Here is a 25,153-nt window from a genome sequence, read left to right as displayed (position 1 = left end):
GCGCGAAAGTCAAACCTTCCATTAATCGGAGAACTTAGAGTGCTGCCGACTGGCGTTGCGCCACAGTACCACTTCGTGGTGTGCGGATCTGGCTCGTCCGGATCGGTTCTCGCGGGCCGCTTAGCCGAAAACCCTGACGTGACCGTGCTATTGCTGGAGGCTGGCGGCACCGACGATGTGCCTGCCGTCCAGGATCCTTCCCAATGGCCGCTCAACTTGGGCAGCGAGCGCGACTGGGGCTTTGTCTCACAGCCAAATCCTCATCTCAACGGCCGATCGATCCCGCTGTCCATGGGCAAGGTGCTGGGCGGGGGATCGAGCATCAACGTAATGGCTTGGGCGCGAGGACATCACAGCGACTGGGATTACTTTGCGGCCCAGGCGGGTGACGAGTCCTGGGGCCATCAGTCGGTGCTCGACATCTACCGCCGGATTGAAGACTGGCAGGGCGCGTGCGACGCCGACTACCGCGGTGCCGGCGGACCCGTGTTCGTTACGACCGCACCCGACCCCAATCCGGTCGCCACGGCCATCATCGAGGGTGCGCGATCGCTAGGAATCCCCAGCTACCAAAGTAATAACGGCGCCATGATGGAAGGCGAAGGCGGTGTATCGATCCTGGATCTGATTTTGCGCGATAGATCGCGGCCGTCGATGTTCCGTTCCTATGTCTACCCGCACTTGCACCGGCCAAACCTAACTGTTCTCACTGGCGCGATAGTGACACGGTTGGCCACCCAGAAAAACCGGATCACGGCGGTGGAATTTTCCCACGGCGGATCGATCCACAGCGTTACCGCAGCAAGCGAAGTGGTCATTTCGCTGGGCGCCATCAATACACCAAAGGTGCTCATGCAGTCGGGCATCGGCGATGCTGCCGAGCTGCAGAGGTTTGGGATTCCGGTGGTGTCGCATCTGCCCGGCGTCGGACAGAACTACCAAAACCATCCGTGCATCCACTGTGTATGGGAAACCCGGGACCCGCTTGTACCGCACAACAACGGGGGTGAGACAACCGTGTTCTGGAAGAGTGACCCAGGCCTCGAGGCACCCGACCTGCAAATCTGCTTCGCAGAGTTCCCGTTGTCCAGCCCAGAAAACGCCGCAATCTACCGCATACCCGAACACGGGTGGACAGCCTGCGCCGGGGTGCTACGGCCGAAGAGCCGGGGTCGCGTCCGGCTTACCGGTCCCAATCCGTGCGACCCAGTGGCCATCGAGGACAACATGTTGACGCACGACGACGATCTCACTGCTGCGCTCGCCTGTGTTGAGCTATGCCGCGAAATCGGAAACTCAGCACCGCTGCGGCGCTTCACCAAACGTGAGGTAATGCCGGGTGACCTCACCGGTAGCGACCTCGACCGCTTCATCCGCACCGGGGCGACCAGCTACTGGCACCAGTCCTGCACGGCGAAAATGGGACGCGATGACATGTCGGTCGTCGATGGCGATCTCAAAGTCTATGGAGTAGAAGGGCTTCGAATCGCTGACGCCTCGATTATGCCGCGCATCACCACCGGCAACACCATGGCCCCGTGTGTCGTCATCGGTGAACGCGCCAGCGACATTATTAAAGCGGAGTACCGGTCATGAATGACCTCACGAAAGTAGATGCATGACAACGTCAACAAGAAAGCAAGCGAATACGAGCCGCCACCAACGGTTTCGTGCGGACTATGGACCGTGGGCGCTAGTCACCGGATCCAGCGATGGGATCGGTAAAGCGCTGGCCACCCAGATCGCCGCCCGTGGCGTTAATGTCGTCCTGGCGGCGCGGCGCCGTGAACAGCTCCTGGCGATCGCCCGTGACCTCGCTGCGACATACGGAGTTCAGACCCGTGTCGTCGCCGCCGATCTCACGCAGCCACCCGGTGTCGACCAACTCGAGCAGCAAACACAGCAGATGGATATCGGGCTGGTCGCCCTTGCCGCAGGGTTTGCCACCAGTGGGCCATTTGCCGACGCGGCGCTGGCCAGCCAGCTGGAAATGGTCTGTCTCAACGTCACCGCCGTCACCCGCCTCGCGCACACCTTCGCCCGCAGACTGACCGATAGAGACCACGGTGGCATCATGCTGTTCGGGTCGATCCTTGGCCGACAGGGCGTTCCATGGGTCAGCACCTATGCCGCAACCAAAGCCTATGCAGCCATCCTCGCGGAAGGCTTGCACAACGAGTTGGCGCCACGGGGAATCGATGTGCTGTCGGTGGTACCTGGTCCCGTACACACTGCGTTTGCGGCTCGAGCGGGCCTGAAGTACGAATCGGCGACCACACCGGAGGCTGTCGCCGAGGCCGCCATCGCAGCACTGGGCAAACGCGCCACCGTCGTTCCGGGGTTTCGTGCGAGGTTTCTCGTAACCTCGCTGGCACTCCTGCCACGACGACGACGCATACGTTTCGTGGGCGACGTAATGCACCGCATGCGCACACCATCAACTTCAGCGGTTGATCCGGATGCTGTTCGGAAATAAAAGACGCCGGCCAACGGTGACTGGCACCCCACATCACCGGTGCAGACATGCGGCCGCGTGATGTCGCTAGTTGTGGGAAAGATGTCCCGTCGCCGCCAGCGCCCAAGCCATCGCGGAACCGACACTGGAGCTGTGAGTGCACAACACCAATCGTGGATCGGTTGTTGCTTTTGCGACGCGGGCAAGTTGGCCACGATGACTAGCCACCGGCGGATGCGATCGAGCGCCGGTTCGCAGCAAGCTCTTGTTGATTCACGACGGAAGGACTCGCGATGACCACCCGAATTCTGGCCTTGGTGGGCAGCCTGCGAGCCGGTTCTTTCAACCGCCAGCTCGCCGAGGCAGCCGTCAAGCTCGCGCCCGAGGGCCTCGAGGTCGAAATCTACGAAAATCTCGCCGCGGTGCCCTACTACAACGAAGACCTCGACCGGCCCGGCGCCATTCCGCCGTCGGCGGAAGCGCTGCGTGAGGCGGTGCGGTCGGCAGACGCGCTGCTGATTGTTACCCCGGAATACAACGGAACAGTCCCTCCGGCGCCGAAGAATGCCATCGACTGGACCTCACGCCCTCACCCTGGGGGAGCCATCTGCGAGAAGCCTGTCGTCGTCATCGGCACCTCCGGCGGACGCTATGGCGGGGCATGGGCTCACGACGACGCCCGCAAGACGGCCCGCGTTGCCGGCGCGACCGTGCTCGACGACGTCGCTCTGTCGGTGCCCTGCGCGGCGACGCGGTTTGCTGACACCCCTCCCGTATGCGACGAGGAAATCATCGCCAAGCTGCCCAGCGTCCTGGCTGCTCTTGCCTCGGCGGCCCAACCCCAACCCATAACTAAAGGAGTACGCCATGACAATGTCACTGTCAGCCAACCGTCGTGATGCCGGCGACATCCAGTCGTTTCACGGCCCGGCCAGCTTGTTCACGGACCTGCAAGCGGTGCTCGTCGATTTGATCGAACTACACCTGCAGGGCAAGCAAGCGCACTGGAATCTGGTCGGCACGAACTTCCGCGACCTGCATCTGCAGCTCGACAGCATCGTTGATACCGCGCGCGAAGCCAGCGACACGATCGCTGAACGGATGCGGGCACTGGACGCGGTTCCAGATGGGCGCTCTGACACGGTCGTTGCCACCACAACGGTTCCCTCCGTAGCGCCTGGTCTACTCAACGCCGCCGAAGCCGTCGACATGATCACCAACCGGATCTACGCCGTCGTGGGCACCTTGCGCACCGTGCACGACGATGTCGATGCGGCCGATCCTTCGACCGCCGATTTGCTGCACGCCATCATCGACGACCTCGAAAAAGAGGCCTGGCTGCTCAAATCGGAAAACGGCACAGCGTAAGCCGAAGGGAGGTATCCGAAATGACCGCCGTATCCCGCACTCAAGTGACCGTGGTGCAGCCGGGGGAGGGAGACACCGGGCGCTGCCGGGTTTTGGTGCCGTGTTCAAGCTGTCCAGCTCCGATAACGGCGGCGAGGTGGCCATCGTTGAGCATCCATTCGAGGTGGGGTCAATCACCGCGCCGCACCGGCACACCCGTGAGGACGAGCACTCGATTGTCATCGCGGGCAAGATCGGCTTCCGCTCCGACGACACCGAGGTGGTCCTCGGGCCTGGGGGCTACATCACCAAGCCGCGCGGGGAAATGCATGCGATGTGGAACGCCGGCAACAAGCCCGGCCGCATCATCGAGGTCATCACCCCGGGCGGGTTCGAGAACTACTTTCGAGAGCTCAGCAATCTGATGGCCGCGCATCCGGCCGACGCCAAGCTGCACGAGTTACCCGAATTCCTCGCCCTCGCAGAAAAATACGGAATCACTTACGGGACACCGGACTGGCTGGACGACGTCATAGACAGATATGGGCTCAAGCAGCCCACCCACTGAGTCGTGATCACCAGGCGCGCAACAACTCTCCGAGATGTTCCAGCGCAACCGGGTATTCCGCTTCCAACGGTGTGCCGTAGCCCAGCACGAGTCCTTGTGCGCCTTGGCTTTCGGAGTGCCAAAACGGCGCCAGGCCGGTGAGTGCGATGTGTCGCTTTTGTGCAGCCGCGAGGACTTCGGCCTCGGTGGCTAGTTCGGGTAGTGACACGACGGCATGCAGACCGGCGGCGACGCCATGAACCGGCATCGCGGGCGCATGACGAGCGAGAGTCGCCATCAGCGCATCCCGGCGTCGTCGATACTGTCGGCGCATCCGTCGGACATGACGATCAAGAGCGCCTGAGTCGATCAATTCCGCGAAGACCAACTGCGCAAGGACGTCGGTGCCACGATCGGCTCGTCGCTTGGCCTCGACCACCGCGTCGAGCAGGTCGGCCGGTACGGCAAGCCAGCCCAACCGGATTCCCGGCGCCAGGCTCTTGCTGGCACTGCCCGCGTAGATGACCTGTTCTGGGGCGAGCCCCTGCAGCGCGCCGACGGGATGGCGGTCGTAACGGAACTCGCCGTCGTAGTCGTCCTCGACCAGGTAGGCGCTACGTTGTGCGGCGATCCGCGAGAACTCGGCGCGCCTGTCGGCCGCGAGCGTCGCACCGAGCGGCGCCTGGTGCGCCGGCGTAAGCACAGCCGCTGCAACGGATTTCGCAGTGAAACCATCCGGGAGGGCGCCGCTGTGGTCGACGCCGAGCGGCACGACGTCCAGGCCGCTGGCAATGACCGTCGCGCGATGGTCCGGAAGGCACGGATTCTCCAGGGCGACCGACCGGGCCCCAGCGGCCGCCAACGCGTCGCAGATCAATCGCAGAGCCTGCGCGAAACCGCTACAGATCACCAGACGCTCGGGCGTGGTGAGCACCCCGCGCGCCCGGCCCAGATAGCCGGACAGCGCAGTGCGCAGCCGCAGCGATCCTTGCGGATCCAGCGGCCCGAAATCCGAATGCGGCGTGATCTGAAAGACCCGTCGCAGCGCGCGCAGCCACTCCACGCGCGGAAACATGCTCAGATCAGGACGACCGAGGCGGAAATCGGCGACGATGCGCGCCGGAATCGGTGGCGGGGCATCCGGCAGGCGCAGAGCCGGTCCGCGGGCCACCTCCGTGACCGCGCCAGGCCGGCTGCGCAGGTAACCCTCGGCTGCCAGCTGCGCGTAGGCATCGACAACCGTTCCTCGTGCAACCCCGAGTTGAGCGGCAAGTGCGCGGGAGGACGGCATCCGTTCGCCGGGGCTTAACCGGCCATCTCGGATTGCCTGGCGCAACGCATCCTCGAGCGCCGCGCGCCGGCCATGCCCCGGCGGCAGCTCGAGGTGCAAGTCGACGTCACCAGGCCAACTGGTCCATAACTCTGGCATCGAATTGGACCATACATCTGGACCGGTGATGTCGTAGCGTCGAGTCAGTGTCAGGGTGAGGTCGCCGCTTGTTGCGGTGGTTGGATCCTGATCACCTGGTGTCTGGCTCGTAGCGTCGGTGCCGCCTTCGGGTTGGCGTGCATGCGTTTTGTCGGCATCAGGTGTGAAGGACCGGCCGGCGTGACTTGATAGGAGCGTGGCATCGCCCCCACTGAGGTTTGTCCGCCGACCGGCCCAACCGTCACCTCACAGTGAAGGAGGCAACCTCCATGGTTGTTGTTGGAGCCGATGTGCACAAGCGCACCCACACGTTCGTCGCCGTCGACGAGGTGGGCCGCAAGCTCGGCGAGAAGGTCGTCAAAGCCACCACGGCTGGGCACGCCGAGGCGGTGATGTGGGCTCGGGAACGCTTCGGCACCGATGTGGTGTGGGCGATCGAGGATTGCCGGCACCTATCGGCGCGGCTGGAACGTGATCTGCTGACCGCCGGTCAACAGGTGGTGCGGGTGCCGCCGAAGTTGATGGCCCAAACCCGGGCTAGCGCGCGCACGCGGGGCAAGTCTGACCCGATCGATGCGTTAGCAGTCGCGCGGGGGTTTCTGCGCGAACCGGATCTGCCGGTCGCTTCGCATGACGAGGTCTCACGGGAGTTGAAGTTATTGGTGGATCGCCGCGAAGTCCTTGTGGCCCAACGCACCGCGACGATCAACCGGTTGCTGTGGCGGGTGCATGAACTCGATCCCGAACACGCCCCGAAGGCCCGTTCGCTGGACCTGCCTAAGCATCGCCGAATCCTGGGCGACTGGCTGGCCAGCGTGCCCGGACTGGTCGCCGAGCTCGCCCGCGATGAGCTTGCCGACATCACCCGGCTCACCGAAACCATCAACGCGTTGGCCAAACGAATCGGTGAGCGTGTCCGCGCCGTCGCCCCAGCGCTGCTTTCCCTTCCGGGCTGTGGGAGTTGACCGCTGCCAAACTGGTCGGCGAGGCCGCCGGGGTAACCCGGTTCAAAAGCGAGGCCGCCTTTGCCCGCCATGCCGGAGTGGCGCCCGTCCCGGTGTGGTCGGGCAATACCGCCGGCCGGGTGCGCATGACCCGCTCGGGCAACCGCCAACTCAACGCCGCCCTGCACCGCATCGCCGTCACCCAGATCCGCCTTCCAGGCGTCGGACAGGCCTACTACCGGCACCGCATCGCCGCCGGCGACTCCAAAACCGAAGCCCTGCGCTGCCTCAAACGCCGCCTGGCCCGCGTCGTCTTCGGCCACCTAAACACCGACCACCAAAACCGAACCCAGCCTTGCCAACCCGCAGCGGCTTGACATAGGAGAAACGCATGGCCGGCCGTCGTCTGGACCGTAAGGCGAGTTTGACCGCGCAGATCAACGCAGCCCAACGGGCGGCGGAAGCGCTGCAGCCGCCGGGTCGGCGGCTCCTCGACGACCCGTACTCGCGTCACTTTGTCCGCCACCCGGCATTGCGGGCGATGCTGGCGCACCGGGCGCTTGCCGGCGCAGCCCTGCGGGTGTTCGACCGGCGGTGGGGCGGGCTGCATGCACACATCGTGTTGCGGGTGCGCTATGCCGACGCGGTATGCGAGGCGGCCATCCGCGATGGCATCGACCAGATCGTGCTCCTCGGCGCAGGATTCGACACCACCAGTCTGCGGAACGCCGCAGCGCCGGTGACGATCTTCGAGGTTGATGCGCCGACAACCCAAAAGGACAAGCGCCCGGTCACCGAACAGCTGCTGCCGGTGGCGAGCCATGCCCAAATAGTCTGGGTGCCATGTGATTTCGAGGAGAACGTCCTGCAGAAGCGACTGATCGGCAGCGGCTTCGACCCCGCACGGCCCAGCGTCGTCGTGTGGCTTGGCGTCAGCCCATATTTAACCGGCCAGGCGATCGACACGACGCTGGGTGACCTGGCGTCGCTCTGCGCGCCCGGCAGCCGGCTCGTCGTCGACTACATCGATGCCGACGTCATCACGGCACGTCCCCGCTGGAAAAGCGCCCGTCGAGTGGCCCATCTGGTGGCCCGGCGCGGCGAGCCGTACCGCAGCGGCTTCACCGCCGCGGAACTGGATGCGCTGCTGGCGGCCCACGGGTTCAAGGGCGCCGATCACGCGACGGTGTCCTTGCTTCTACGGCGTTACGACCCCGCGCACGCCCGCGGATTGTCCGGCGATGATTGGCTCGGAATCGCCACCGGCCACCGAATTTGACATCGCACTTAGCGAATTCGCTTGCGGCACAAGCTGCAACGAAACACTTTTAACGCCCGTAAGCGAAGGTCGTTGATCGGCAAACGGTGCAGCCGAAAGTGCGATAGAAACGGATCGCCGGTAGCACGTTTTGTTCTTGCAGATCGCGGGTACAGACAGCCCGGCTTGAATTGACAGTGCGAGCTAGAGATGAGAGTGAGGGTCTGATGAAATCCCAACCAAGAATCGCATTCGCGCTGTTCGGCGGCGCCGCCGTGCTGTCACTGGCGGTCGGATGTGGCGGCGGCGAAAAGGGCGGGCATACATCCACCACAACCACGACAACAACAACGACAACAACGAGCGTGAGCTTGATCCCGCCGTCTTCGGCGCCGGCACCTGCGCCCGGCGGCCCAGGTGGCGGCGGAGGCGTGCCCGGCGGACCTACCGGCGGCGGCGGCCCCGGCGGTGGCGGCGGAAGCATTCCCGGCGGACCCACTGGTGGCGGCGGCCCCGGCGGTGGCGGCGGAAGCATCCCGGGTGGCCCGACCGGCGGCGGCGGCCCCGGTGGCGGCGGTGGCCAGATTCCCGGCGTCGGTGGCGGTGGCGGCGGCCCAGGCGGCGGCGGCGGTTGCATCGGCAACGTCTGCGGCGGGTGGCCGTGATCTGGGCTTCGGGTTCGGCGCGGAGCTACTCGGCGCGATAACCGCGATCAAGGTCGTGCACTGGTCGCCACCGGGCGGCTAAGGTTCGGCCATGGCCAAGCTCAGGTTCGGATATTTCATCGCACCGTTTCACCGCGCGGGTACCAACCCGACACTGGCATTACAACGTGACCTTGAGTTCATCGAGCACCTCGACGCGCTGGGCTTCGACGAGGTGTGGATCGGCGAGCACCACTCGGCCGGCAGCGAGATCATCAGCTCGCCGGAGATCTTCATCGGTGCGGCCGCCCAACGCGCACAACGCATCCGGTTCGGCACCGGCGTCATCTCGCTCGCATATCACAATCCGTTGTGGGTCGCCGACCGGCTCATGCTGCTCGATCACCTCACCCACGGCCGGGTGATCGGCGGGATGGGACCAGGCTCGCTGCCGACCGATTCCGCGATGATCGGACTGAATCCGACCGACACCCGCGAGCTTCTGGAGACCAACCTCGACATCGTGGTGCGGCTGCTGGCAGGGGAGACGGTCAGCGCCAAGACCGCCACCCACGAGCTGTTCGACGCCCGGCTGCAGCTCGCCCCGTATTCCGACGGCGGCATCCCTCTGGCGGTCGCCGCCGTCGCGTCGCCGACCGGCGCGCGGTTGGCCGGCAAGCACGGCATCGGCCTGTTGTCGATCGGCGCGACGCTGACCATCGAAGGCTTCGACGCGCTGGCCTACCACTGGGGCATTGTCGAAGAGCGCGCCGCGGCCTTCGGCACGCACGTCGACCGCAGCAACTGGAGCCTTGTCGGGCCCTTCCACATCGCCGAGACCGACGAGCAGGCCCGCGCCGACGTGAAATTCGGCATCGAGCCGTGGTTCCACTACTTCCAGAAGGTGGCGGCGTTCCCGCAGATGACCATGCCGGGGGATCGGCTCGACGAGATGATCGACATCATCAACGACAACGGCGCGGGTGTGATCGGCACCCCGGAGCGGGCCCGGGCCCAGGTGCAGCGGCTGTGGGATCAGTCCGGCGGATTCGGCTGCATGCTGCAGATGGCCCACGAGTGGGCGAACCCTGCGGCCACCAAACGCTCCGCCGAACTGTTCGCCGCCGAGGTGATGCCGCATTTCCAGGGTCAGGCGCAACCGACCCTCGATGCCGCCGCGCGAGCCAGCGATGTACGAGAAGGCTTGGCCCAGACCCAACTTCAGGCCATCGACCACATGACCAAGAAATACCAAGACGAAGTCGGTTCTCCGTGAGATTGCTTGCAGGGTCGTGATTTTCGAGGATTCACGACCCTGGGCACAATCTCGCGGCCGCTAGTCTTCTTTGCGGATCAGCCGCCACAGCGCCTCACGGTCGGGCGCCAGCAGCTCTTCGATGCGCGGATGGTTCACCTCGGCGACGATGATCTCGCCGACCTCTTGGTGAACGTCGCTGAAGATGCCGTGCGACTTCATCTTTTCGGTCTGGTACAGGTTGTCCTCGGTGGGGCTGACGTAGTGCACCCAGTCGGCCTTGAACCGGGTCACCAGCCAGAGATGGATCAAATCCATCAGGCGCTTCTGACGCAGCTTCTCTTCGAAGGTGTTCTGGTCGCGCACCGTCAGGATGTTGACCTCGTGCCGGTCCTGGAACTGGCCGAAGATCACGTTGGCGAGCTTCTCCTCGGCGTCGCTTCCTTCCCGGTAGATGACCAGCTCGAGCAGCTCGGAGCCGGCGCGCTGCGGGCGCAGCTGCACGCGCAGCTTCTCGCCGAGCTGGTAGTGCTCGCTCCACATCGCCAGCCATTCCTCCAGCAGCTTCTTGGGCACCTCGGTCTGCACGAGATGCTGGTGCTGGGTGGAGCCTTTGCCCATCGCCTTGGTGGTGGCCGTGCGCCCCGACGAGGCGAGCAACGCAGCGTCGCTGCGCGGCCCACCGACCAGCGTTTGCGGTGTGCGATACGGCGATTCGACCAGACGCAGCTGGCGCTGCAGGCGAGCCAACGCCAGCATGCCGTCCTGGCGCAGCGAGGTGGCGAACTCTTCGGCGGCCAGGCCGTCGATCTGGTGGCCGCCGTAGGTGATGAAGTTGAAGACGAACCCCAACTTGCCAAGTTCTTCTGGGAAGGCTCGCATCTCCTCGTCGGTCATGCCGGTGGTGTCCCAGTTGAACGATGGTGAAAGGTTGTAGGCCAGCATCTTGTCGGGGAATTGCGCGTGGATGGCCTCGGCGAACTCCCGCGCGTCGGCGAGGTCCGCCGTCTTGGTCTCCATCCACAGCAGGTCGGCGAACGGCGCTGCCGCAAGCGACTTGGCGATCGCATACGGGATGCCGCCTCGCACTTGGTAATACCCCTCGGGCGTCTTGGCCAGTTCGCAGTCCCATCGGGCGTCGGCGCCCAATTCCTTAGCCTTTTGCCGCGCGGTGTAAAGCGATGCGCGAGCGGCGAATTCGCGCCATTCGGCCGCGCTCATGTCGCGGGCTTCGTCCTCGCTCTCGGCGAATTCGAGCACCTCGGCCACGGCCTCGCCGTAGGTCATCAACCCGGCGTCGTCTTCCCACGCGTCGACGAAGCGCGCCTCGACCTTGTCGTAGAGGGCATCGAGCGATTGCTGGGTGCCGTTCTGCTGCCACTTACCGGCCGCCTCGGCGATCAAATCGGCGATGCCCCGGCGTTGCAGCCAAGCGTCGGCGGCGGCGTACTCGCCGTCCGGAAGCGCGTAGAGCAGGTGACCGTTGAGCTCCTTGACGCCCAACTCGTAGAAGCGCCGCATCATCGCCAGGAAACACGACTTGTACGACGGGATCTTCACGTTGGTCGCACCGAGCAGGAACGGCTGGTCGCGCTCGTCGGCGCGGCTGTCGATCAGGTTGCCCGCCTCGGCGTCGGTGCGCGCGACGATGATCCCGGGCACCCGCATGATGTCGAGCTGGAAGCGGGCGGTGTTGAGCCGCTTGATCTGTTCGTCGGACGGGACGAGCACCTTGCCGCCCTGATGGCCGCACTTCTTGGTGCCCGGGCGCTGGTCTTCGATGTGATATCCCGGCACACCGGCTTCGACGAACCGGCGGATCAGGTTGCGGACGTGTGGATCACCACCGTGGCCGGTGTCGGCGTCGGCGATGATGAACGGCCGGAAGTCGACGGCGGGGGTGGCGGCACGCTCGGCTTCGCTCATGCGCTGGCGCAGGTACTCCTGGTTGCGGTCGGCGGTCAGCAGGGCGCGCACCAAGCCGGCGGCCTCCTCGGGCACCTGGCTCAGCGGGTAGCTGGCCAGGTCGGGCCCCGGGTCCTCGGTCGTGGAACCCTTCGCAGACGTCGCCCAGCCCCCGAGGTAGATGCCCTCGATGCCCATCCGCTTCATGGTCACCGCCTGCCCCGGCGAGTAGGGGCCGAAGGTGGTGATGCTCTTGCGCTGGGCGAAGAGCTCGCGCAGCCGCTGGTAGAACGCCTCCGCCGCCTGTCTGGCCACGGTGTAGTCAGTGGGGATGGTGCCGCGCTGCTCTACGACCTGGCGGGCGGTGTAAAGACGGGTGATGCCGTCGAATCGCGGACTGTCGAAGTACCGCTGGGTGGCTGCGACATCGTCGTCGTACGGGGTGCGGGTCTCGGTGTCCGCTTCGATGGTGGTGGCCATGTTTTTACGCTCCTGTTCAGCGCGATTCCCCCAGACGACACGAGTCTAGCCCTGGCGGGTTGTCCTGCCTGTTGTTTCGTCGGATACCCCCAAAAAGCCGGCGCACCAGAGTCGCCATGGGTGCGCAAAACCGTTGGTGTACAAGCGGATAGGGCCAATCGTGTGCTCGACCTTCGATGCCGTTCACCCCTCGGGCAGTACCCCGATGTCAACACCGCAACACTAAGAAAACCCTGGCTCTTTACGGGTCACGCTGCGTCTTGGGTAGGTTCGCAGCGTGCCCGACCTCACCAACCGTCAGATCGTGCTACGTCGCCGCCCGACCGGTCTGGTACAGCCCGAGGACACCGAGCTGGTCAGCTCGCCGGCGCCCGAACCCGCCGACGGCGAGGCGCTGGTCCGCACCACCTACGTGGGAATCGACGCCGCCGTCCGGACGTGGCTCAACGACCAGCCGGGCTATCTGCCCCCGGTGCAGCTGGGCGAGGTCATCCGGGCGGCCGGGATCGGCGAGGTGGTCAAGACCCACTGCGACGCCTACGCCGTCGGCGACGTGGTGACCACACTGACGGGGTTTCAGGAGTACGTGATCGTGCGCGACGACGTGTTCACCACACCTGTCCCCGGGCCGCTGGTCGACCAGCTCGCGGTGATGTCCGTCTACGGCCCCACCGGCGCCACCGCCTACTTCGGGATGACCGGCATCGGTCGGCCCCAGCCGGGCGAGACGGTGGTCGTCTCCGCCGCGGGGGGTGCCACCGGCTCGGTGGCCGGGCAGATCGCCAAGATCGCCGGCGCGCGGGTGGTGGGCATTGCGGGCGGGCCCGAGAAGTGCCGGGCGGTGGTGGACGACTTCGGTTTCGACGCCTGCATCGACTACCGCGCGGGCGACCTGGCGGCGGCCCTCAAGCAGCATTGCCCCCGGGGCGTCGACGTCTACTTCGACAATGTCGGCGGGCCGATCCTCGACGCAGTGCTGGGCCGGCTGGCACCCAAGGCGCGAGTCGTGCTGTGCGGCGTCATCTCCAGCTACCTGACCGGTGAGCACCCGGGACCGGCGAACTACGTCAACCTGTTATCGAAAACGGCGCTGATGCAAGGGTTTAACGCGCTCGACGAATGGGGCCGCTTCGACGAGGCCTTCGCCGCATTACGTCAGTGGGAGCAACAAGGCCTGCTCAGGCACCGCGAGACCGTCTACGACGGCATCGAGTCGTGCGTCGACGCCCTCAACGGGCTCTTCACCGGGGCCAACATCGGCAAGATGCTCGTCAAGGTCGGCGAACCGGGCTGACTGACGGTCAAATCCACACGTAGAGGCGGGGATTGGCGCCACGGCGCGATTCCTCGCGCGCAAACGAAACCGGCATTTCCAGCCCGGCGAGTTTGACGCTGATGGCCCCCGAATCGGCCGACACGGCGACGATCGTGCCGAGATCGTATCTGCGCTCGTCGTCCCACCGGATCGCGGCGCGACGCCCGAGATGGTGCACGGAAACGTCCTCGGGTGCGACTTCCGTAGGCCCTGCCGGCAACGGCTCAGCGCTCAGCTGGCCGACGGGCGCCACCGCCTCCGAATCGTCGGACCACGCCCGGTCGTTACCGAAGTACTCCACGTCGTCGCTGCGTTGAAGTCGTTCCAGCCGGGACTTGGTCTTCTGCGAGTCGGCGGGATCTTCGACCCAGAGCTTCCAACCCTTCGGCGGCGGTGGCCAGGACGGGTCAGGCGACCAGTCAGGTGGCGGCACCCAACCCTCCGGCGGCTTGGGCCAGTTCGGGGGAGGGTTGTACCGCATCGACAATCGCCTCCCCGAGTTAGAGTCCGAACGCCACCAACGATAGCCGAGCGCAGAACGGTCATACACTGACCGATCGTGGGAATTCTGGTCGGCCTCGCGCCGTGGATCGTCTATTGGGTACTTGTCGCTAACGCTCCCTTCACCGTTTCGGTGTTGGTCGCCTTGGCGGTCGCCATCGCCGGCTGGGCGCTCGAGCGGTCACGCAGAGGCACGCTCGAAATCGGGGCTGTCGGAACGTTTGTGGTGCTAGCGGCTCTCACGTTCACGACGAGCCAGTCATTCCATGAGCGATGGCTGCTGCCGCTGAGCCACGCAGCGCTGTTCGCGGTGGCGCTGGCCGGAGTGCTCGTCGGCAAGCCGTTCGTCGCGCAGACCGTCCGGGCAGACCAGTCTGCCGACGCGGTCCAGAGCGAGGCACTCGGCCGGGCCACCACGTTGCTCACCTGGATGTGGATCGTCGTGTTCGCCGCCATGACGGTGTCGACACTGATCCCATCACTGGTCTTGGCCGACGCCACGATTCTCGACTCGACCAGGCCCTTGTCCTTCATCTGCTACTGGGTCGTCCCGATCGCGCTCCTGGCTCTGGCAGCCATCGCGTCGAACATCATGCTCGCCACGATGACGCGCGCGTCGGACGCTGTCGCGCGTAAGACGACGTTCGTCGCCTATGACGAAGCGACGATCGACGAGCTGTATTACCTGGCTCAAGAACACGTCAAGCGTGAAGTCGGCGCCGGTAAGGAGGCCTACGACATCAAAGTCGGGGGACTGGGAACGCCCTTGGTGGGGGACGACTCCCGAAAATCGTGGCCGGCGACCTACAAGGTCCGCGAGCGGACCCGGCCGTAATCGGGTCTGCCTCGAAGGGCCCCGTCGCATTAAAGTGATCGCTATGCCAGCCTCGTCCAATCTGTGGGACGGGGGACACGCGTCACTCAGCCGCAGGCGGGCGCGACGGATGAGCCGGCGGTTCGCCGACGTGGGCGTCGGGATTCCGGCCTCGCGGCTCCAGGAGATTGCGGCCGGTGCGCCTTTCCTCTCCGAGGAATTGGTCGACGTCAACTTTGCGCTCACTGCGACGGAGATCATGCGCCAGCAGCGTCACGCGAGGTTGAAGCGCAGACGGCGCGATGTCATCCATTGGCTGATAATCGCCGGGCTGGTGCTGGCTTCCCTGAACCTGCTCATGTGCATGGCCTACGTCTTCATCACGCTGGTCATGCACGAGTCACCGTTGTGAGGTCGGTGGCATCCTGGCCATGTGGGTTTGCTGTTCCGGTTGGCCGAGTTCCTCGTACTGGCGCTGCCGCTGGCCGGGATGATCATCGCAGCGGTCAAAGCCTTCACCCGGGTCCGAGAGCAAGGCAACCGGCCCGAGCCCAGGGCGCCTGGCACCGGCAACCCGGCCGCCCGGTGGCGCTCGCTCACCCGCATCATCGCGGAGCACGACCGAACGGACACGCGCTGGCTGGACTACGAACTGGACTTCACGAAGCTTCTGGAATTCCCGCTCATGACCGACATGCGGCATCCGCTGACGATCGACTTCCACAAGGCCAAGCTTCGGGCTGACCTGCTGCGACCGGCCAAAGCCGAGGAGCTGCTCGACGACAGCGACGCAGCCGGCCGCTACCAGGCCGCCGTCGAAGACTATGTGAGCGCATTCAACATTGCCGAAGCAGAGGCAAAACGACTGCGCCGCAACAACTTCTCCCGAGACGAGCAGCAGCGCATTTCACGGGCCGAACATCTGCTGCGAGTGGCATCCGACGCCGGCGCAACGCCGCAGGAGCGCCAGAACGCCTATGACGTTGCCCGCAAAGAGCTCGACGGCCTCATCGTGTTGCCGGCAGCGACGCAGGCGAGTATCGAGCGCGGAATCTCCGGCGAGATTGACGGTCAATGACCGCCGGACCGCAGTTGCATCGGCCCCGACCGCCGCTCGCCGACTACATCGACTACTTCGGGTACTGGGCGCGCGAGACCGGCGACCCGCACCGCAGTCGGGCGCTGCCACGCGGAGCGGCCACCGTCGTCGTCGATGTCGGCGGCCGTTCATGCGTCGACTTCTACGCCGCCGACGGCCACACCCGGCTGGGCGTGCCGCCGGCGTTCATCGCCGGAGCCGGAATCGACTCGTATGTCACCCGCATCGACGCCGCGCAGACGGTGATGACGATCCACTTCCGGCCGGGCGGTGCGCTGCCGTTCACCGGAATCCCGTTGGCGGAGCTGGAGAATTCCTGTATCGGCCTCACCGAGATGTGGGGAAATAAGGGGACAGTGCTGCGAGAGCGGCTGGTCGGGGCTTCTTCGGCGGCATCTCGGATTGCCTTGCTGGAGTCATTCCTGCTGCGTCGCTTAGTGCGTGATGATCGTCGGCAGCATCCGGCCGTGGCGACGGTGTTGGGCCGGGTCGAGCACAGCCCGTCGTTGCGGGTCGCCGATATCCTTGAGCTGACCGGGCTTTCGTCGAAGCGGCTCACCGCTTTGTTTCGCGCGGAGGTGGGTCTGGCGCCGAAGGCGTATCTGCGGGTGCGGCGATTGCAGGCCGCTCTGAAGCGGCTCAACGCCGGTGGTGCGCAGGGCGCGACGATCGCAGCCGATCTGGGCTACTTCGACCAGGCGCATTTCGTGCGCGAGTTTCGGTCCTTCACGGCGATGACTCCCAGCCAGTACACCCACCGTCGATCGTGGTTGCCGAGTCACGTCGAACTCGCACGGCCAAAATTTACAAGCCAGACCGCGCTCAAACCCAGATGATTGGCGCATGGACACCACACACAAAGCAGTAGCCAACACGGCGCTCCTGGTGGCGGCCATCCGCGCCCACGAATCGACCCGCGACGACGGGCTTTTCAGCGATCCGTTCGCAGCCAAATTGGCCGGGGAGACGGGGCGGAAGCTGCTCGAATCAGCCCTTGCCTCATCCGGTGAACAGTCCACCATGCAGATCGTGGTCCGCACCCGGTTCTGGGACGAGGCCTTGCTACGGGCGACGCAGATGGCCAAACAGGTCGTGATCCTGGCGGCGGGAATGGATGCGCGGGCCTACCGATTGCCCTGGCCGGACGACACGACCGTCTACGAGGTCGACCAGCCCGAGGTGATCGCGGCCAAAGCGGAACTGCTTGCCGATGACCAGCCGCGCTGTCGGCGGGTGGCCGTCGGCGTCGACCTGTCCGACGACTGGCCCCGCGCCCTGCAGTCGGCGGGCTTCGATCCCGAGACGCCGACGGCCTGGTTGATCGAAGGCCTGCTGCAATACCTCGACGAGAGCGCCGTGCGCACGTTGTTCGCCCGGGTGGACGCGTTATCTGCGCCGAATTCTGTGCTGTTGTATGACGTTGTCGGCAAGACCCTGTTGGACTCGCCGATGATGGCGACGGTTCGGCAGGCGATGGCGGAGCAAGGTGCGCCGTGGCTGTTCGCCACCGACGAGCCCGCCGAGCTGGCCGCCCGCCTGGGCTGGTCGGCCACCGTGACCGACGTCGCCGAGCCGGGCAATAAATGGAATCGGTGGTATGCGCCGGTCACGCCGATGAATGTGCCGGATGTGCCGCGAGGATATTTCGTCGAGGCGACGCGGTGATTAGCACCACGGCTGCCGCTGAGCGACCTCAAAGTGGCTGTGCGTCAATAGACTGCGCGTATGGGTCAGGGCTTGCTACAGATCGAAGACTGCCTGGACGCCGACGACCGTATCGCGCTGCCGGCGGATGTCAACCTGATTTCGCTGATCGACCGCAACATCGCCAATGTCGGTGACGCGGTCGCGTATCGCTACCTGGACTACAACCGTTCGAGTGATGGACAGGCCGACGAACTGACCTGGATCGAGTTCGGCATCCGACTGCGGGCCATCGGCGCGCGCCTGCAACAAGTTGCAGCCCAGGGTGAACGAGTAGCGATCCTCGCGCCGCAGGGCCTCGACTATGTCGCAGGGTTCTACGCAGCGGTCAAGGCGGGAACCATCGCAGTTCCGTTGTTCGCGCCGGAATTGCCGGGTCATGCCGAACGACTCGACATCGCGCTTCGCGATGCCCAACCGGCGGTAGTCCTGACCACGGTTGCGGCGATCGACGCCGTCCGTGCCTATCTGGACACGTTGCCGCGCAACCAGCGGCCGCAAATCCTCGTGATCGATGAAATACCCGACTCGGCGGCCGATGCGTTCGTACCTGTCAGCCTCGACATCGACGCCATTTCCCACCTGCAGTACACGTCCGGCTCGACACGGCCGCCGGTCGGCGTCGAGGTCACGCACCGGGCCGTGGGTACAAACCTGATACAGATGATCCTTTCGATCGACCTGCTGGACCGAAACACTCACGGCGTCAGTTGGTTACCGCTCTACCACGACATGGGTCTGTCGATGATCGGCTTTCCCGCGGTATACGGCGGACACTCGACCCTGATGTCGCCAACCGCGTTTGTGCGTCGCCCGCAGCGCTGGATTCATGCGTTGGCCGCCGAGTCGCGACACAGCCGGGTAGTAACGGCCGCGCCGAACTTCGCCTACGAGTGGACCGCACAACGCGGCTTGCCTGCCCCAGGCGATGACGTCGACCTGAGCAATGTCGTGCTGATCATCGGTTCCGAACCGGTCAGCATCCAGGCGATCACCGCGTTCAACGAGGCGTTCGCGCCGTACGGGTTGCCGCGCACCGCGTTCAAACCGTCGTACGGGATGGCGGAGGCAACGTTGTTCGTCTCGACCATCGATCCGGGCGCACAAGCGTCGGTGGTGTATGTCGACCGTGAGCAACTGGGCGCAGGGCATGCCGTGCGCGTCGCCCCAGACGCCCCGAACGCCGTCGCGCAGGTGTGCTGCGGCCGGGTCGCCCGCAGCCAGTGGGCCGTGATCGTCAACCCCGACACCGGCGAGGAACTACCCGACGCTGAAGTCGGCGAAATCTGGTTGCAGGGCAACAACATTGGCCGGGGCTACTGGGGCCGGCCCGACGAAACCCGGCTGGCCTTCGGTGCGACGCTGCACGCCCGGCTCGCAGAAGGCAGCCATGCCGACGGCTCACGCACTGACGGCACCTGGCTACGGACCGGGGATCTGGGCACCTATCTGGACGGGGAGCTCTACATCACGGGCCGGATTGTCGATTTGGTGACCGTCGACGGCCGCAACCACTATCCGCAGGACATCGAGGCCACCGCTGCCGAGGCCTCACCGATGGTGCGGAAAGGTTACGTCGCCGCCTTTACCGTCCCGGACAACGACGGCCCACGGCTGGTGATCATCGCCGAACGTGCGGCGGGCACGGCGCGCGCGGATCCGCAGCCGGCGCTCGAGGCGATCCGCAAAGCGGTGACGGACCGCCACGGGCTAACAGTCGGCGACCTACGGTTCGTGCCGGCCGGTGCGATTCCGCGCACCACCAGCGGAAAGCTGGCCCGCCGCGCCTGCCGCGTCGAATATCTCAGCGGCGCATTGGGGGCGCGGTAGCGCCCAGCGTGGCGTCGGGCCGCAACTCGTCGCGCAACCCGTCGCCCGCCGCTGCCGCTGCCAGCGCCCGGCCAAGCGCCGGCGCATGCTTGTAAAGATTGTGTCCCGCAACGAAATACACGCCGTCGGCCTCCCAGACGCCCACGCCGTCTGGTCCCCAGGGTAATTCGGTGACCCAGCAATGACGGACGTCGACCGGCTGGGGGTCAAGCCCGGGCAGAGCACGTTCGACGTAACCGGTTGCCCTCTCGGCAAGTTGGGCCAGGGCCGCCGGATCCAGTAGCCCACCGTCGGGCGCATCGACGTAGCTGCTGAGCCCGACGGCGTAACGGCCGTTGCCCGGCTCCGCCGCTGCATAGACGCCGGTTTCACCGAAGTCGCCGCTGCCGTCCTGCAGGCACGCCAGCGTCGGCGGCGGCTCACCGCGGACGTCGTAGGTGAGGCGAACGTGGGCGCCGGTGCGCACCGGCAAGGCCAGGCCGACGCCGCGCGCAAGCGAAGCGGTGCCGCGCCCGGCGCACACCACCACGCTGTCGTGTTCGGCGGTCACACCGCCGGCGCGGACCTCGACCGTGCCGGCCAGGGTGGGACGTACGAGCAGCACCTCGTCGGCGATCACATCGCCGGAAAGCGCGGCGGTGAGCGCAGCAATGGCCGCCGTCGTGCGAATCGAGCCGCCGCGCTCGTCGAGCACCGCGACACCGTCGAAATGGCCAAGAATAGGTAGCCGCTCGCGCAGTTCGCCCGCGTCGATGCGGCGAACCGCGAGCCCACCCATGTCGTGCAGGACGGCGAAGCGACGCTCGGCGGTCGGACCCATCGCCACCACACCGTCAGCAGAGACCAGTTCGACCCCGAAACGATCGGCCCACTCGTCCCACATCAAGCGGCTGGTCTTGGCGAATGCAACCAGCCGCGGATCGTCGTGGGCATGCCGAAAGATGCGTGACTGGCCACCCGATTGACCCTGCCCCGGCACGCCGCGCTCGTACACGGTGACCGAGACGCCGCGTTCGGTCAGCGCGAAGGCGGTGGCCAACCCGACTATTCCGGCGCCGATCACCCCGACATCGGTGCTTCGCACACCTGGAATCATCGCAGGAGTGAGGCGAGATGGCTGGACCGGACGACTGTGGGCCGAGGCGGCAGGCACGTACGCCGCGATACTGGAGCACCCATTCCTGGCCGGGCTCACCGATGGCCGACTCGACCCGGCGGCTTTCGCCCACTACGTAGTGCAGGACGCGTATTACTTAACGGATTTCGCGCGGACGCTGACCGTGGTCGGCAGCAAGGCGCCGACGATGGCAGGCGTCGAGATGTTCGCGCGGCACGCCGCCGCTACCGTCGACGTCGAACTCACCCTGCACGAATCGCTGCTGCCCGAACTCGGCATCGAAAGGCCCGATACCGTGCCGATTGCCCCGACGACCCGCGCCTATACGAGCTATCTGCTGGCCACGGGGTATGGCAACAGCTTCGCCGAAGGGCTGGCCGCGGTGTTGCCGTGTTACTGGATCTACGCCGAGGTGGGGGTGGAGCTGGTCACCCGGGGATCGCCGGAGCCGCGCTATCAACGTTGGATCGACACGTATGCAGACCAGGGGTACCAATCGTTGGTTGCCGAGGTGCTGACGCTGGCCGACGAGGCCGGCGCGACGCTGGGCGCCGCCGAAGAGGCCCGCGCCCGGGAGCATTTCGCCACGGCCGCCCGCTACGAGTGGATGTTCTTCGACGCCGCATGGCGACGCGAAGTGTGGCCCGTTTAATGTTGGCGGGCAGCATCTTCCAGAAGGTCGGCGACACAGGCGACGCTTTCGGCGGGCGTGCTCATCTGGGCGGCCACCTCGGCGGCCCGGCTGGCGAATTGCGGAGTAAGGATGGCGCGTAGGTCTGCGACCAGCGATTCCTTGGTGACGGCCGAAAACTGCTGCCCGGAGCCAACTTTCAGCTGCTCGACACCAGCTGCCCACATGGGCTGATCCAACCAGTGCCAGAGAATCAACGCGGGAATTCCGGCCCGCATGCCGGCAGCCGTGGTGCCGGCGCCCCCGTGATGGACGGCCGCGCGGCAGGCGGGAAGCACGGCGGTGTGATTCACCGCGCGGACAATCTTGACGTGTTCGGGATGCGGAAGATCGCTGAAGTCGTTGGCGCCCGCGCATATCAGCGCCCGTTGGCCCAACTGCGTGCAGGCCGCGCCGATCATGTCGAGCAGGTCTGCGGGGGAGGCGATCGGCGTGCTGCCGAAGCCGAAGTAGATCGGCGGCGTTTCGGCCGCAATCCACGCCAAGACCTCGTCGTCCTCATCCGTTGCCAACCCCAGCGTCAGCGCGCCGACGAAGGGCCGTCGGTCGTCGCATTCCACCCAGTCGGTCGCCGGCCCGGGCAGACACAGCTTGTCGTAGGCCTGGATTTCCAGCGATACGCGTCCGCTTGCTTCCGGCAGGCCCAGCGCGCGGCGTTGGGCCTCTTCGGCCGCCTTCGTGATCGGTCCGTACAGCGAGCCGGACGACCATATCCGGGCCGGAAAGAAGTGCAACGCGGCCAACGGAATGCCGTGGTACTCCGCGACATTGGCGGCGAGGTCTTGCTCGTTCATGCCCGCCGCAAGCAGGTCCGCGCCGTCGGCCAGCGACGTCAGCGTCGCGCTCTTATCCAACCTGGCCTGGGTAACCCGCTCGCCAACTTCGGCCAGCGCAATGATCGGATTCTGCATCTGGCGAATGAAATCCGTGGCCGCGTTGGTCTGCTCCTGGGTGTCCCGCCCGTAGGCGACCGCGGCAAGCCCCACCGACTCGGCGAAGCCCAGCATGTCGGGCGGAACCGCCATGCGGACGTCGTGACCGCGCTGCCATAGTTCGCGGCCCACGGCCAGGCAGGGCTCGACATCGCCGCGACCCCCATAGCCGGCCAGTACGAATTTCATCGGGCGCAACATAACCTGCGGTGCTGCCGGATCGCATGTCGTCGTGCCACGATGAGGCATGGCCGATCCGGACGGTGAGGCAGCGAACATAGCCAAAGCCACGCGGCCCACGCACGCCGACGTGGCCCGTCTGGCGAGCGTGTCGACCGCGACGGTCAGCTATGTCCTGAACAATTCGGAGGGCCGGCGCATCTCCTCGCGCACCCGCGAGGCGGTCTACCGGGCGGCTGAGCAGTTGGGATACCGGCCTCACGTCGCCGCGCGCAATCTGGCCAGCGGCAAGAGCGGGGTGGTCTTGTATGTGGTGCCGCGGATAGCGGTGGGGGAAATGCCGATGCAGGCCGGCAGCCTGATGACCACCGAACTGGCCCGCCGCGGTTTGCTGCAGGTGCAGATCTTCGAAACCGAGGACGACCAGCACGTCATCGACGCGGTCGAAAGTCTCGATCCGATCGCCGTCACCAGCCTGTTCCCGCTGAGTGACGATGCACGCGACGCGGTGCAAGCCGCCGACGTGCCGTTGATCGAGATCGGGACGCTGCCCGCCCTCGGTGATCCTCATCTGTCGGTCGGCGCGCTTCGCGTCGAGCACCTGGTCTCCCGTGGACACCGCAACATCGCGTTTGCTTACACCGCGATCCCCAAATGGCGTGCGCTGGGCGACTATTGGCTCGAAGGCGTGGCCCGTGCCGCCGCAGCGCACGAGCTTCCGCCGGTCAGCGTCGATGAGGTCACTCTGGACAACGCCGCCGACGTCGTGGCGCGCTGGGCCAGTGCTGGCGTGACCGCAGTGTGCGCGCAAAGCGACGAGATCGCATGCCTGGTGCTCTACGGCATCCGAGAGGCGGAACTTCGTTGTCCGGCCGACCTCGCGGTGATCGGCGTGGACGCCAATCCGATGGGCGAAATCAGCTCACCACCGCTGACCACGGTGGAGTTCAATCCCGTTGCAGTGGCCGACGCCGCGCTCGCGGCGGTACTCAGCGAACTGGGCTACCCGGCGCCGCCGGCTCCGCAGCCCACCGACGTCGCCCACCTGATCATGCGCGCCTCGACGTAGCCTGGACATCCCGTGGTTAAGCGCATAACCTACGGCCTGACGATTCCCGCAACGACGCGAGAAGGGGAGACCTATGACGGTCCAGGATGTGCTCGACGAGATTCGTAAACGACCGGGCACCGGTGAGGTGATTCCTGTCATCGACCCCGCCACCGAAGAGCAGCTCACCGAGTTCACCGATTGCGGCCCCGAAGCCGTCAACGAGGCGGTGGCGCGGGCGAAGGAGACCGCCGAATCCGGAGTGTGGTCGGGAATGCCCGATTACGAGCGTGCCCGGGTGCTGTGGCGGGTCGCCGATCTGATCGACGAGAACGCGGACATCCTCGCAGAACTCGAGTCCGTCAACGCCGGCATTCCGCCGGCTCAGGCCCAGATCATCACCAAAGTCGGGTCCGAATGGTTCCGTTACTACGCTGGCTGGTGCACGAAGATCGAGGGCATCGCCCGGGACGTGAACACCGGGGGGCTGAGCGGGATCGAATCGCACCAGCACGTCTACACGTTGCGCGAGCCCTACGGCGTGGTGGGGCTGATCTTCCCGTGGAACGGACCGGTGTTCAACTTCTGCGCAAAGTTGGCGCCGTCGCTGGCGGCGGGCTGCAGCAGCGTGGTCAAGCCCGCCGAGGAAACCCCGCTGTCGGCGCTGGTTCTGGACCGGATTCTGGCCGACGCCGGGGTGCCGGAGGGGGTCGTCAACCTGCTGCTGGGCTACGGGCACACCGCGGGCGCGGCGATCACCGCGCATCCCGACGTCGAAAAGGTCGCGTTCACCGGATCGACCGAGGTCGGCCGGGAGATCGTGCACGCCTCCGCCAGCAGCAATCTCAACAAGGTCACGCTGGAACTCGGCGGCAAGTCGCCCGTGGTGATCTTCGACGACGCCGATCTGGACATGGCCATCCCGATGGCGTCGTTCGGCACCTTCATCCACTCCGGCCAGGCCTGCGTGTGCGGATCACGCATCTTCGCCCAGCGCGGCGTCTACGACCGGGTCGTGGAGGGCATCGCGAACATGGCTAACACCATGCAACTGGGCGGACCCAAGGAAGAGGGCGCCATGATCGGCCCGCTGATCAGTCAAAAGCAGCTCAACCGCGTCTTGGGCTACCTCGATCAGGGCAAAGCTGACGGCGTCGAGCTGGTCACCGGCGGCCACCGGCTGGACCGCAAGGGATATTTCGTGCACCCGACCGTGGTCACCAACGTCGACCCCGACACGAGCCGGCTCTTCCAAGAGGAGATCTTCGGGCCCGTGGTCACGATCCTGCCGTTCGACGACGACGACGAAGCGGTGGCCCTGGCCAACAACACCACCTACGGGCTCGCTGCCACGGCGTGGACCCGCGACCTCGGCCGGGCGCACCGGGTGGCCAAGCGCCTGAAGGCCGGAACCGTCGGGCTCAACTGCCAGATGCAATTCGATCACTCGATGCCCTTTGGCGGATACAAGCAATCGGGCTGGGGCTACGAATCCGGCAAGGCGGGCATCGAGACCTACCTGCAAACGAAGATCGTCTGGGCGCAAATGTAGTTCTGAAAACATTGGAGGCCAAGGAAGTTCGCTCCTGAACAGGCGCTGTGCGTTTGGAATCACGCGCACGGGTGTATAAGTAGTTACCACGTCGATTCAGGAGGCC

The 25,153-nt window shown here is 65.7% G+C and carries 22 protein-coding genes and 2 pseudogenes; 19 read left to right on the top strand and 5 right to left on the bottom strand.

The features are described from left to right. Window positions 1–39 precede the first annotated feature (39 nt). The 5 genes and pseudogenes from G6N47_RS19170 (at window position 40) to G6N47_RS19150 (ending at window position 4,370) form a co-directional block, all read left to right on the top strand. Window positions 40–1,596: a GMC family oxidoreductase gene (locus G6N47_RS19170; RefSeq protein ID WP_139799514.1), complete on the top strand. Its 1,557-nt coding sequence runs from the start codon at window positions 40–42 to the stop codon at window positions 1,594–1,596. 22 nt (window positions 1,597–1,618) lie between these two features. Beyond that, window positions 1,619–2,476, top strand: a complete 858-nt coding sequence (locus G6N47_RS19165) for an SDR family NAD(P)-dependent oxidoreductase (RefSeq protein ID WP_083132029.1) — start codon at window positions 1,619–1,621, stop codon at window positions 2,474–2,476. A gap of 272 nt (window positions 2,477–2,748) precedes the next feature. Next, complete coding sequence (locus G6N47_RS19160) at window positions 2,749–3,354, top strand: NAD(P)H-dependent oxidoreductase (RefSeq protein WP_083132028.1); 606 nt, start codon at window positions 2,749–2,751, stop codon at window positions 3,352–3,354. Beyond that, window positions 3,323–3,823, top strand: a complete 501-nt coding sequence (locus tag G6N47_RS19155; protein ID WP_083132027.1) for a Dps family protein — start codon at window positions 3,323–3,325, stop codon at window positions 3,821–3,823. Before G6N47_RS19160 ends, G6N47_RS19155 begins: the two co-directional genes overlap by 32 nt. Before the next feature lie 20 nt (window positions 3,824–3,843). After that, window positions 3,844–4,370 (top strand): annotated as a pseudogene (locus G6N47_RS19150) (cupin domain-containing protein). 7 nt (window positions 4,371–4,377) lie between these two features. On the opposite strand, the gene pdxR reads toward G6N47_RS19150, so the two are convergent. Continuing rightward, window positions 4,378–5,778 carry a MocR-like pyridoxine biosynthesis transcription factor PdxR gene (gene pdxR / locus G6N47_RS19145; protein WP_083132155.1) on the bottom strand — a complete coding sequence of 467 codons (1,401 nt, stop codon included), beginning with the start codon at window positions 5,776–5,778 and terminating at the stop codon, window positions 4,378–4,380. A 251-nt stretch (window positions 5,779–6,029) separates the two neighbouring features. Between pdxR and G6N47_RS19140 the strand changes: the two are divergent. The 4 genes and pseudogenes from G6N47_RS19140 (at window position 6,030) to G6N47_RS19125 (ending at window position 9,900) form a co-directional block, all read left to right on the top strand. Next, window positions 6,030–7,099, top strand: a pseudogene (locus G6N47_RS19140) (IS110 family RNA-guided transposase). Between the two features lie 14 nt (window positions 7,100–7,113). Continuing rightward, on the top strand, window positions 7,114–8,001 hold the full coding sequence (locus G6N47_RS19135) for a class I SAM-dependent methyltransferase (protein WP_083131839.1): 888 nt from the start codon (window positions 7,114–7,116) through the stop codon (window positions 7,999–8,001). A 206-nt stretch (window positions 8,002–8,207) separates the two neighbouring features. Continuing rightward, window positions 8,208–8,645: a hypothetical protein gene (locus G6N47_RS29750; RefSeq protein WP_139799492.1), complete on the top strand. Its 438-nt coding sequence runs from the start codon at window positions 8,208–8,210 to the stop codon at window positions 8,643–8,645. Between the two features lie 91 nt (window positions 8,646–8,736). Then, a complete protein-coding gene (locus G6N47_RS19125) occupies window positions 8,737–9,900 on the top strand; it encodes an LLM class flavin-dependent oxidoreductase (RefSeq protein WP_083131840.1) in 1,164 nt (387 codons plus the stop codon). Between the two features lie 60 nt (window positions 9,901–9,960). On the opposite strand, the gene aceA is transcribed toward G6N47_RS19125, so the two are convergent. Then, complete coding sequence (gene aceA / locus G6N47_RS19120; RefSeq protein ID WP_083131841.1) at window positions 9,961–12,264, bottom strand: isocitrate lyase ICL2; 2,304 nt, start codon at window positions 12,262–12,264, stop codon at window positions 9,961–9,963. 277 nt (window positions 12,265–12,541) lie between these two features. Here aceA and G6N47_RS19115 point away from each other — a divergent pair, with 277 nt between their 5' ends. Further along, window positions 12,542–13,558 (top strand): NADP-dependent oxidoreductase, encoded by a 1,017-nt coding sequence (locus G6N47_RS19115; protein ID WP_083131842.1) that lies wholly within the window; start codon window positions 12,542–12,544, stop codon window positions 13,556–13,558. 7 nt (window positions 13,559–13,565) lie between these two features. On the opposite strand, the gene G6N47_RS29745 is transcribed toward G6N47_RS19115, so the two are convergent. After that, a complete protein-coding gene (locus tag G6N47_RS29745; protein ID WP_083131843.1) occupies window positions 13,566–14,060 on the bottom strand; it encodes a hypothetical protein in 495 nt (164 codons plus the stop codon). A 78-nt stretch (window positions 14,061–14,138) separates the two neighbouring features. On the opposite strand from G6N47_RS29745, the gene G6N47_RS19105 reads away from it, so the two are divergent. The 6 genes from G6N47_RS19105 to G6N47_RS19080 are packed head-to-tail and all read left to right on the top strand — an operon-like array spanning window position 14,139 to window position 19,527. After that, entirely contained in the window at window positions 14,139–14,915 is a 777-nt protein-coding gene (locus tag G6N47_RS19105; protein ID WP_083131844.1) for a DUF3159 domain-containing protein, read from the top strand. A gap of 43 nt (window positions 14,916–14,958) precedes the next feature. After that, a complete protein-coding gene (locus G6N47_RS19100; protein WP_083131845.1) occupies window positions 14,959–15,306 on the top strand; it encodes a hypothetical protein in 348 nt (115 codons plus the stop codon). 21 nt (window positions 15,307–15,327) lie between these two features. Then, the gene (locus tag G6N47_RS19095; RefSeq protein WP_083131846.1) at window positions 15,328–15,972 is read left to right on the top strand and encodes a hypothetical protein; all 645 of its coding nucleotides are present in this window, start codon (window positions 15,328–15,330) and stop codon (window positions 15,970–15,972) included. Next, window positions 15,969–16,829, top strand: a complete 861-nt coding sequence (locus tag G6N47_RS19090) for a helix-turn-helix transcriptional regulator (protein ID WP_083131847.1) — start codon at window positions 15,969–15,971, stop codon at window positions 16,827–16,829. The genes G6N47_RS19095 and G6N47_RS19090 overlap by 4 nt, the downstream gene beginning before the upstream one ends. A 7-nt stretch (window positions 16,830–16,836) precedes the next feature. Next, entirely contained in the window at window positions 16,837–17,658 is an 822-nt protein-coding gene (locus G6N47_RS19085; RefSeq protein ID WP_083131848.1) for an SAM-dependent methyltransferase, read from the top strand. Window positions 17,659–17,718: 60 nt separating this feature from the next. After that, window positions 17,719–19,527, top strand: coding sequence for a fatty acyl-AMP ligase (locus G6N47_RS19080; protein WP_083131849.1), 1,809 nt, complete (start codon window positions 17,719–17,721; stop codon window positions 19,525–19,527). Here G6N47_RS19080 and G6N47_RS19075 read toward each other — a convergent pair. Next, window positions 19,502–20,611 (bottom strand): NAD(P)/FAD-dependent oxidoreductase, encoded by a 1,110-nt coding sequence (locus tag G6N47_RS19075; RefSeq protein ID WP_083131850.1) that lies wholly within the window; start codon window positions 20,609–20,611, stop codon window positions 19,502–19,504. The genes G6N47_RS19080 and G6N47_RS19075 overlap by 26 nt on opposite strands. A 19-nt stretch (window positions 20,612–20,630) precedes the next feature. On the opposite strand from G6N47_RS19075, the gene tenA reads away from it, so the two are divergent. Further along, a complete protein-coding gene (gene tenA / locus G6N47_RS19070; RefSeq protein ID WP_139799493.1) occupies window positions 20,631–21,296 on the top strand; it encodes a thiaminase II in 666 nt (221 codons plus the stop codon). Here the strand turns inward: tenA and G6N47_RS19065 are convergent. Beyond that, window positions 21,293–22,456 carry a glycosyltransferase gene (locus G6N47_RS19065; protein WP_083131994.1) on the bottom strand — a complete coding sequence of 388 codons (1,164 nt, stop codon included), beginning with the start codon at window positions 22,454–22,456 and terminating at the stop codon, window positions 21,293–21,295. The two genes, tenA and G6N47_RS19065, sit on opposite strands and share 4 nt — an antisense overlap. A gap of 58 nt (window positions 22,457–22,514) precedes the next feature. Between G6N47_RS19065 and G6N47_RS19060 the strand changes: the two genes are divergently transcribed. Next, entirely contained in the window at window positions 22,515–23,516 is a 1,002-nt protein-coding gene (locus G6N47_RS19060) for a LacI family DNA-binding transcriptional regulator (protein ID WP_083131851.1), read from the top strand. Window positions 23,517–23,589: 73 nt separating this feature from the next. After that, window positions 23,590–25,047, top strand: a complete 1,458-nt coding sequence (locus tag G6N47_RS19055; RefSeq protein WP_083131852.1) for an aldehyde dehydrogenase family protein — start codon at window positions 23,590–23,592, stop codon at window positions 25,045–25,047. The last annotated feature ends 106 nt before the right edge of the window (window positions 25,048–25,153 follow it).

The organism is Mycobacterium branderi (assembly GCF_010728725.1).
GTDB lineage: Bacteria > Actinomycetota > Actinomycetes > Mycobacteriales > Mycobacteriaceae > Mycobacterium > Mycobacterium branderi.
The sequence above is the reverse complement of the archived record's forward strand: the minus strand, read 5'-3'. Positions and strand labels throughout refer to the sequence as shown.

Bases quoted from the DNA above. Each gene is read 5' to 3' on its own strand.
- G6N47_RS19165 (WP_083132029.1), top strand. From the start codon at position 1,619: ATGACAACGTCAACAAGAAAGCAAGCGAATACGAGCCGCCACCAACGG.
- G6N47_RS19065 (WP_083131994.1), bottom strand. From the start codon at position 22,456: ATGAAATTCGTACTGGCCGGCTATGGGGGTCGCGGCGATGTCGAGCCC.
- aceA (WP_083131841.1), bottom strand. From the start codon at position 12,264: ATGGCCACCACCATCGAAGCGGACACCGAGACCCGCACCCCGTACGAC.
- G6N47_RS19080 (WP_083131849.1), top strand. From the start codon at position 17,719: ATGGGTCAGGGCTTGCTACAGATCGAAGACTGCCTGGACGCCGACGAC.
- G6N47_RS19160 (WP_083132028.1), top strand. From the start codon at position 2,749: ATGACCACCCGAATTCTGGCCTTGGTGGGCAGCCTGCGAGCCGGTTCT.
- G6N47_RS19100 (WP_083131845.1), top strand. From the start codon at position 14,959: ATGCCAGCCTCGTCCAATCTGTGGGACGGGGGACACGCGTCACTCAGC.
- G6N47_RS19055 (WP_083131852.1), top strand. From the start codon at position 23,590: ATGACGGTCCAGGATGTGCTCGACGAGATTCGTAAACGACCGGGCACC.
- G6N47_RS19155 (WP_083132027.1), top strand. From the start codon at position 3,323: ATGACAATGTCACTGTCAGCCAACCGTCGTGATGCCGGCGACATCCAG.
- G6N47_RS19135 (WP_083131839.1), top strand. From the start codon at position 7,114: ATGGCCGGCCGTCGTCTGGACCGTAAGGCGAGTTTGACCGCGCAGATC.
- G6N47_RS29750 (WP_139799492.1), top strand. From the start codon at position 8,208: ATGAAATCCCAACCAAGAATCGCATTCGCGCTGTTCGGCGGCGCCGCC.
- pdxR (WP_083132155.1), bottom strand. From the start codon at position 5,778: ATGCCAGAGTTATGGACCAGTTGGCCTGGTGACGTCGACTTGCACCTC.
- G6N47_RS19125 (WP_083131840.1), top strand. From the start codon at position 8,737: ATGGCCAAGCTCAGGTTCGGATATTTCATCGCACCGTTTCACCGCGCG.
- G6N47_RS19090 (WP_083131847.1), top strand. From the start codon at position 15,969: ATGACCGCCGGACCGCAGTTGCATCGGCCCCGACCGCCGCTCGCCGAC.
- G6N47_RS29745 (WP_083131843.1), bottom strand. From the start codon at position 14,060: ATGCGGTACAACCCTCCCCCGAACTGGCCCAAGCCGCCGGAGGGTTGG.
- G6N47_RS19060 (WP_083131851.1), top strand. From the start codon at position 22,515: ATGGCCGATCCGGACGGTGAGGCAGCGAACATAGCCAAAGCCACGCGG.
- G6N47_RS19085 (WP_083131848.1), top strand. From the start codon at position 16,837: ATGGACACCACACACAAAGCAGTAGCCAACACGGCGCTCCTGGTGGCG.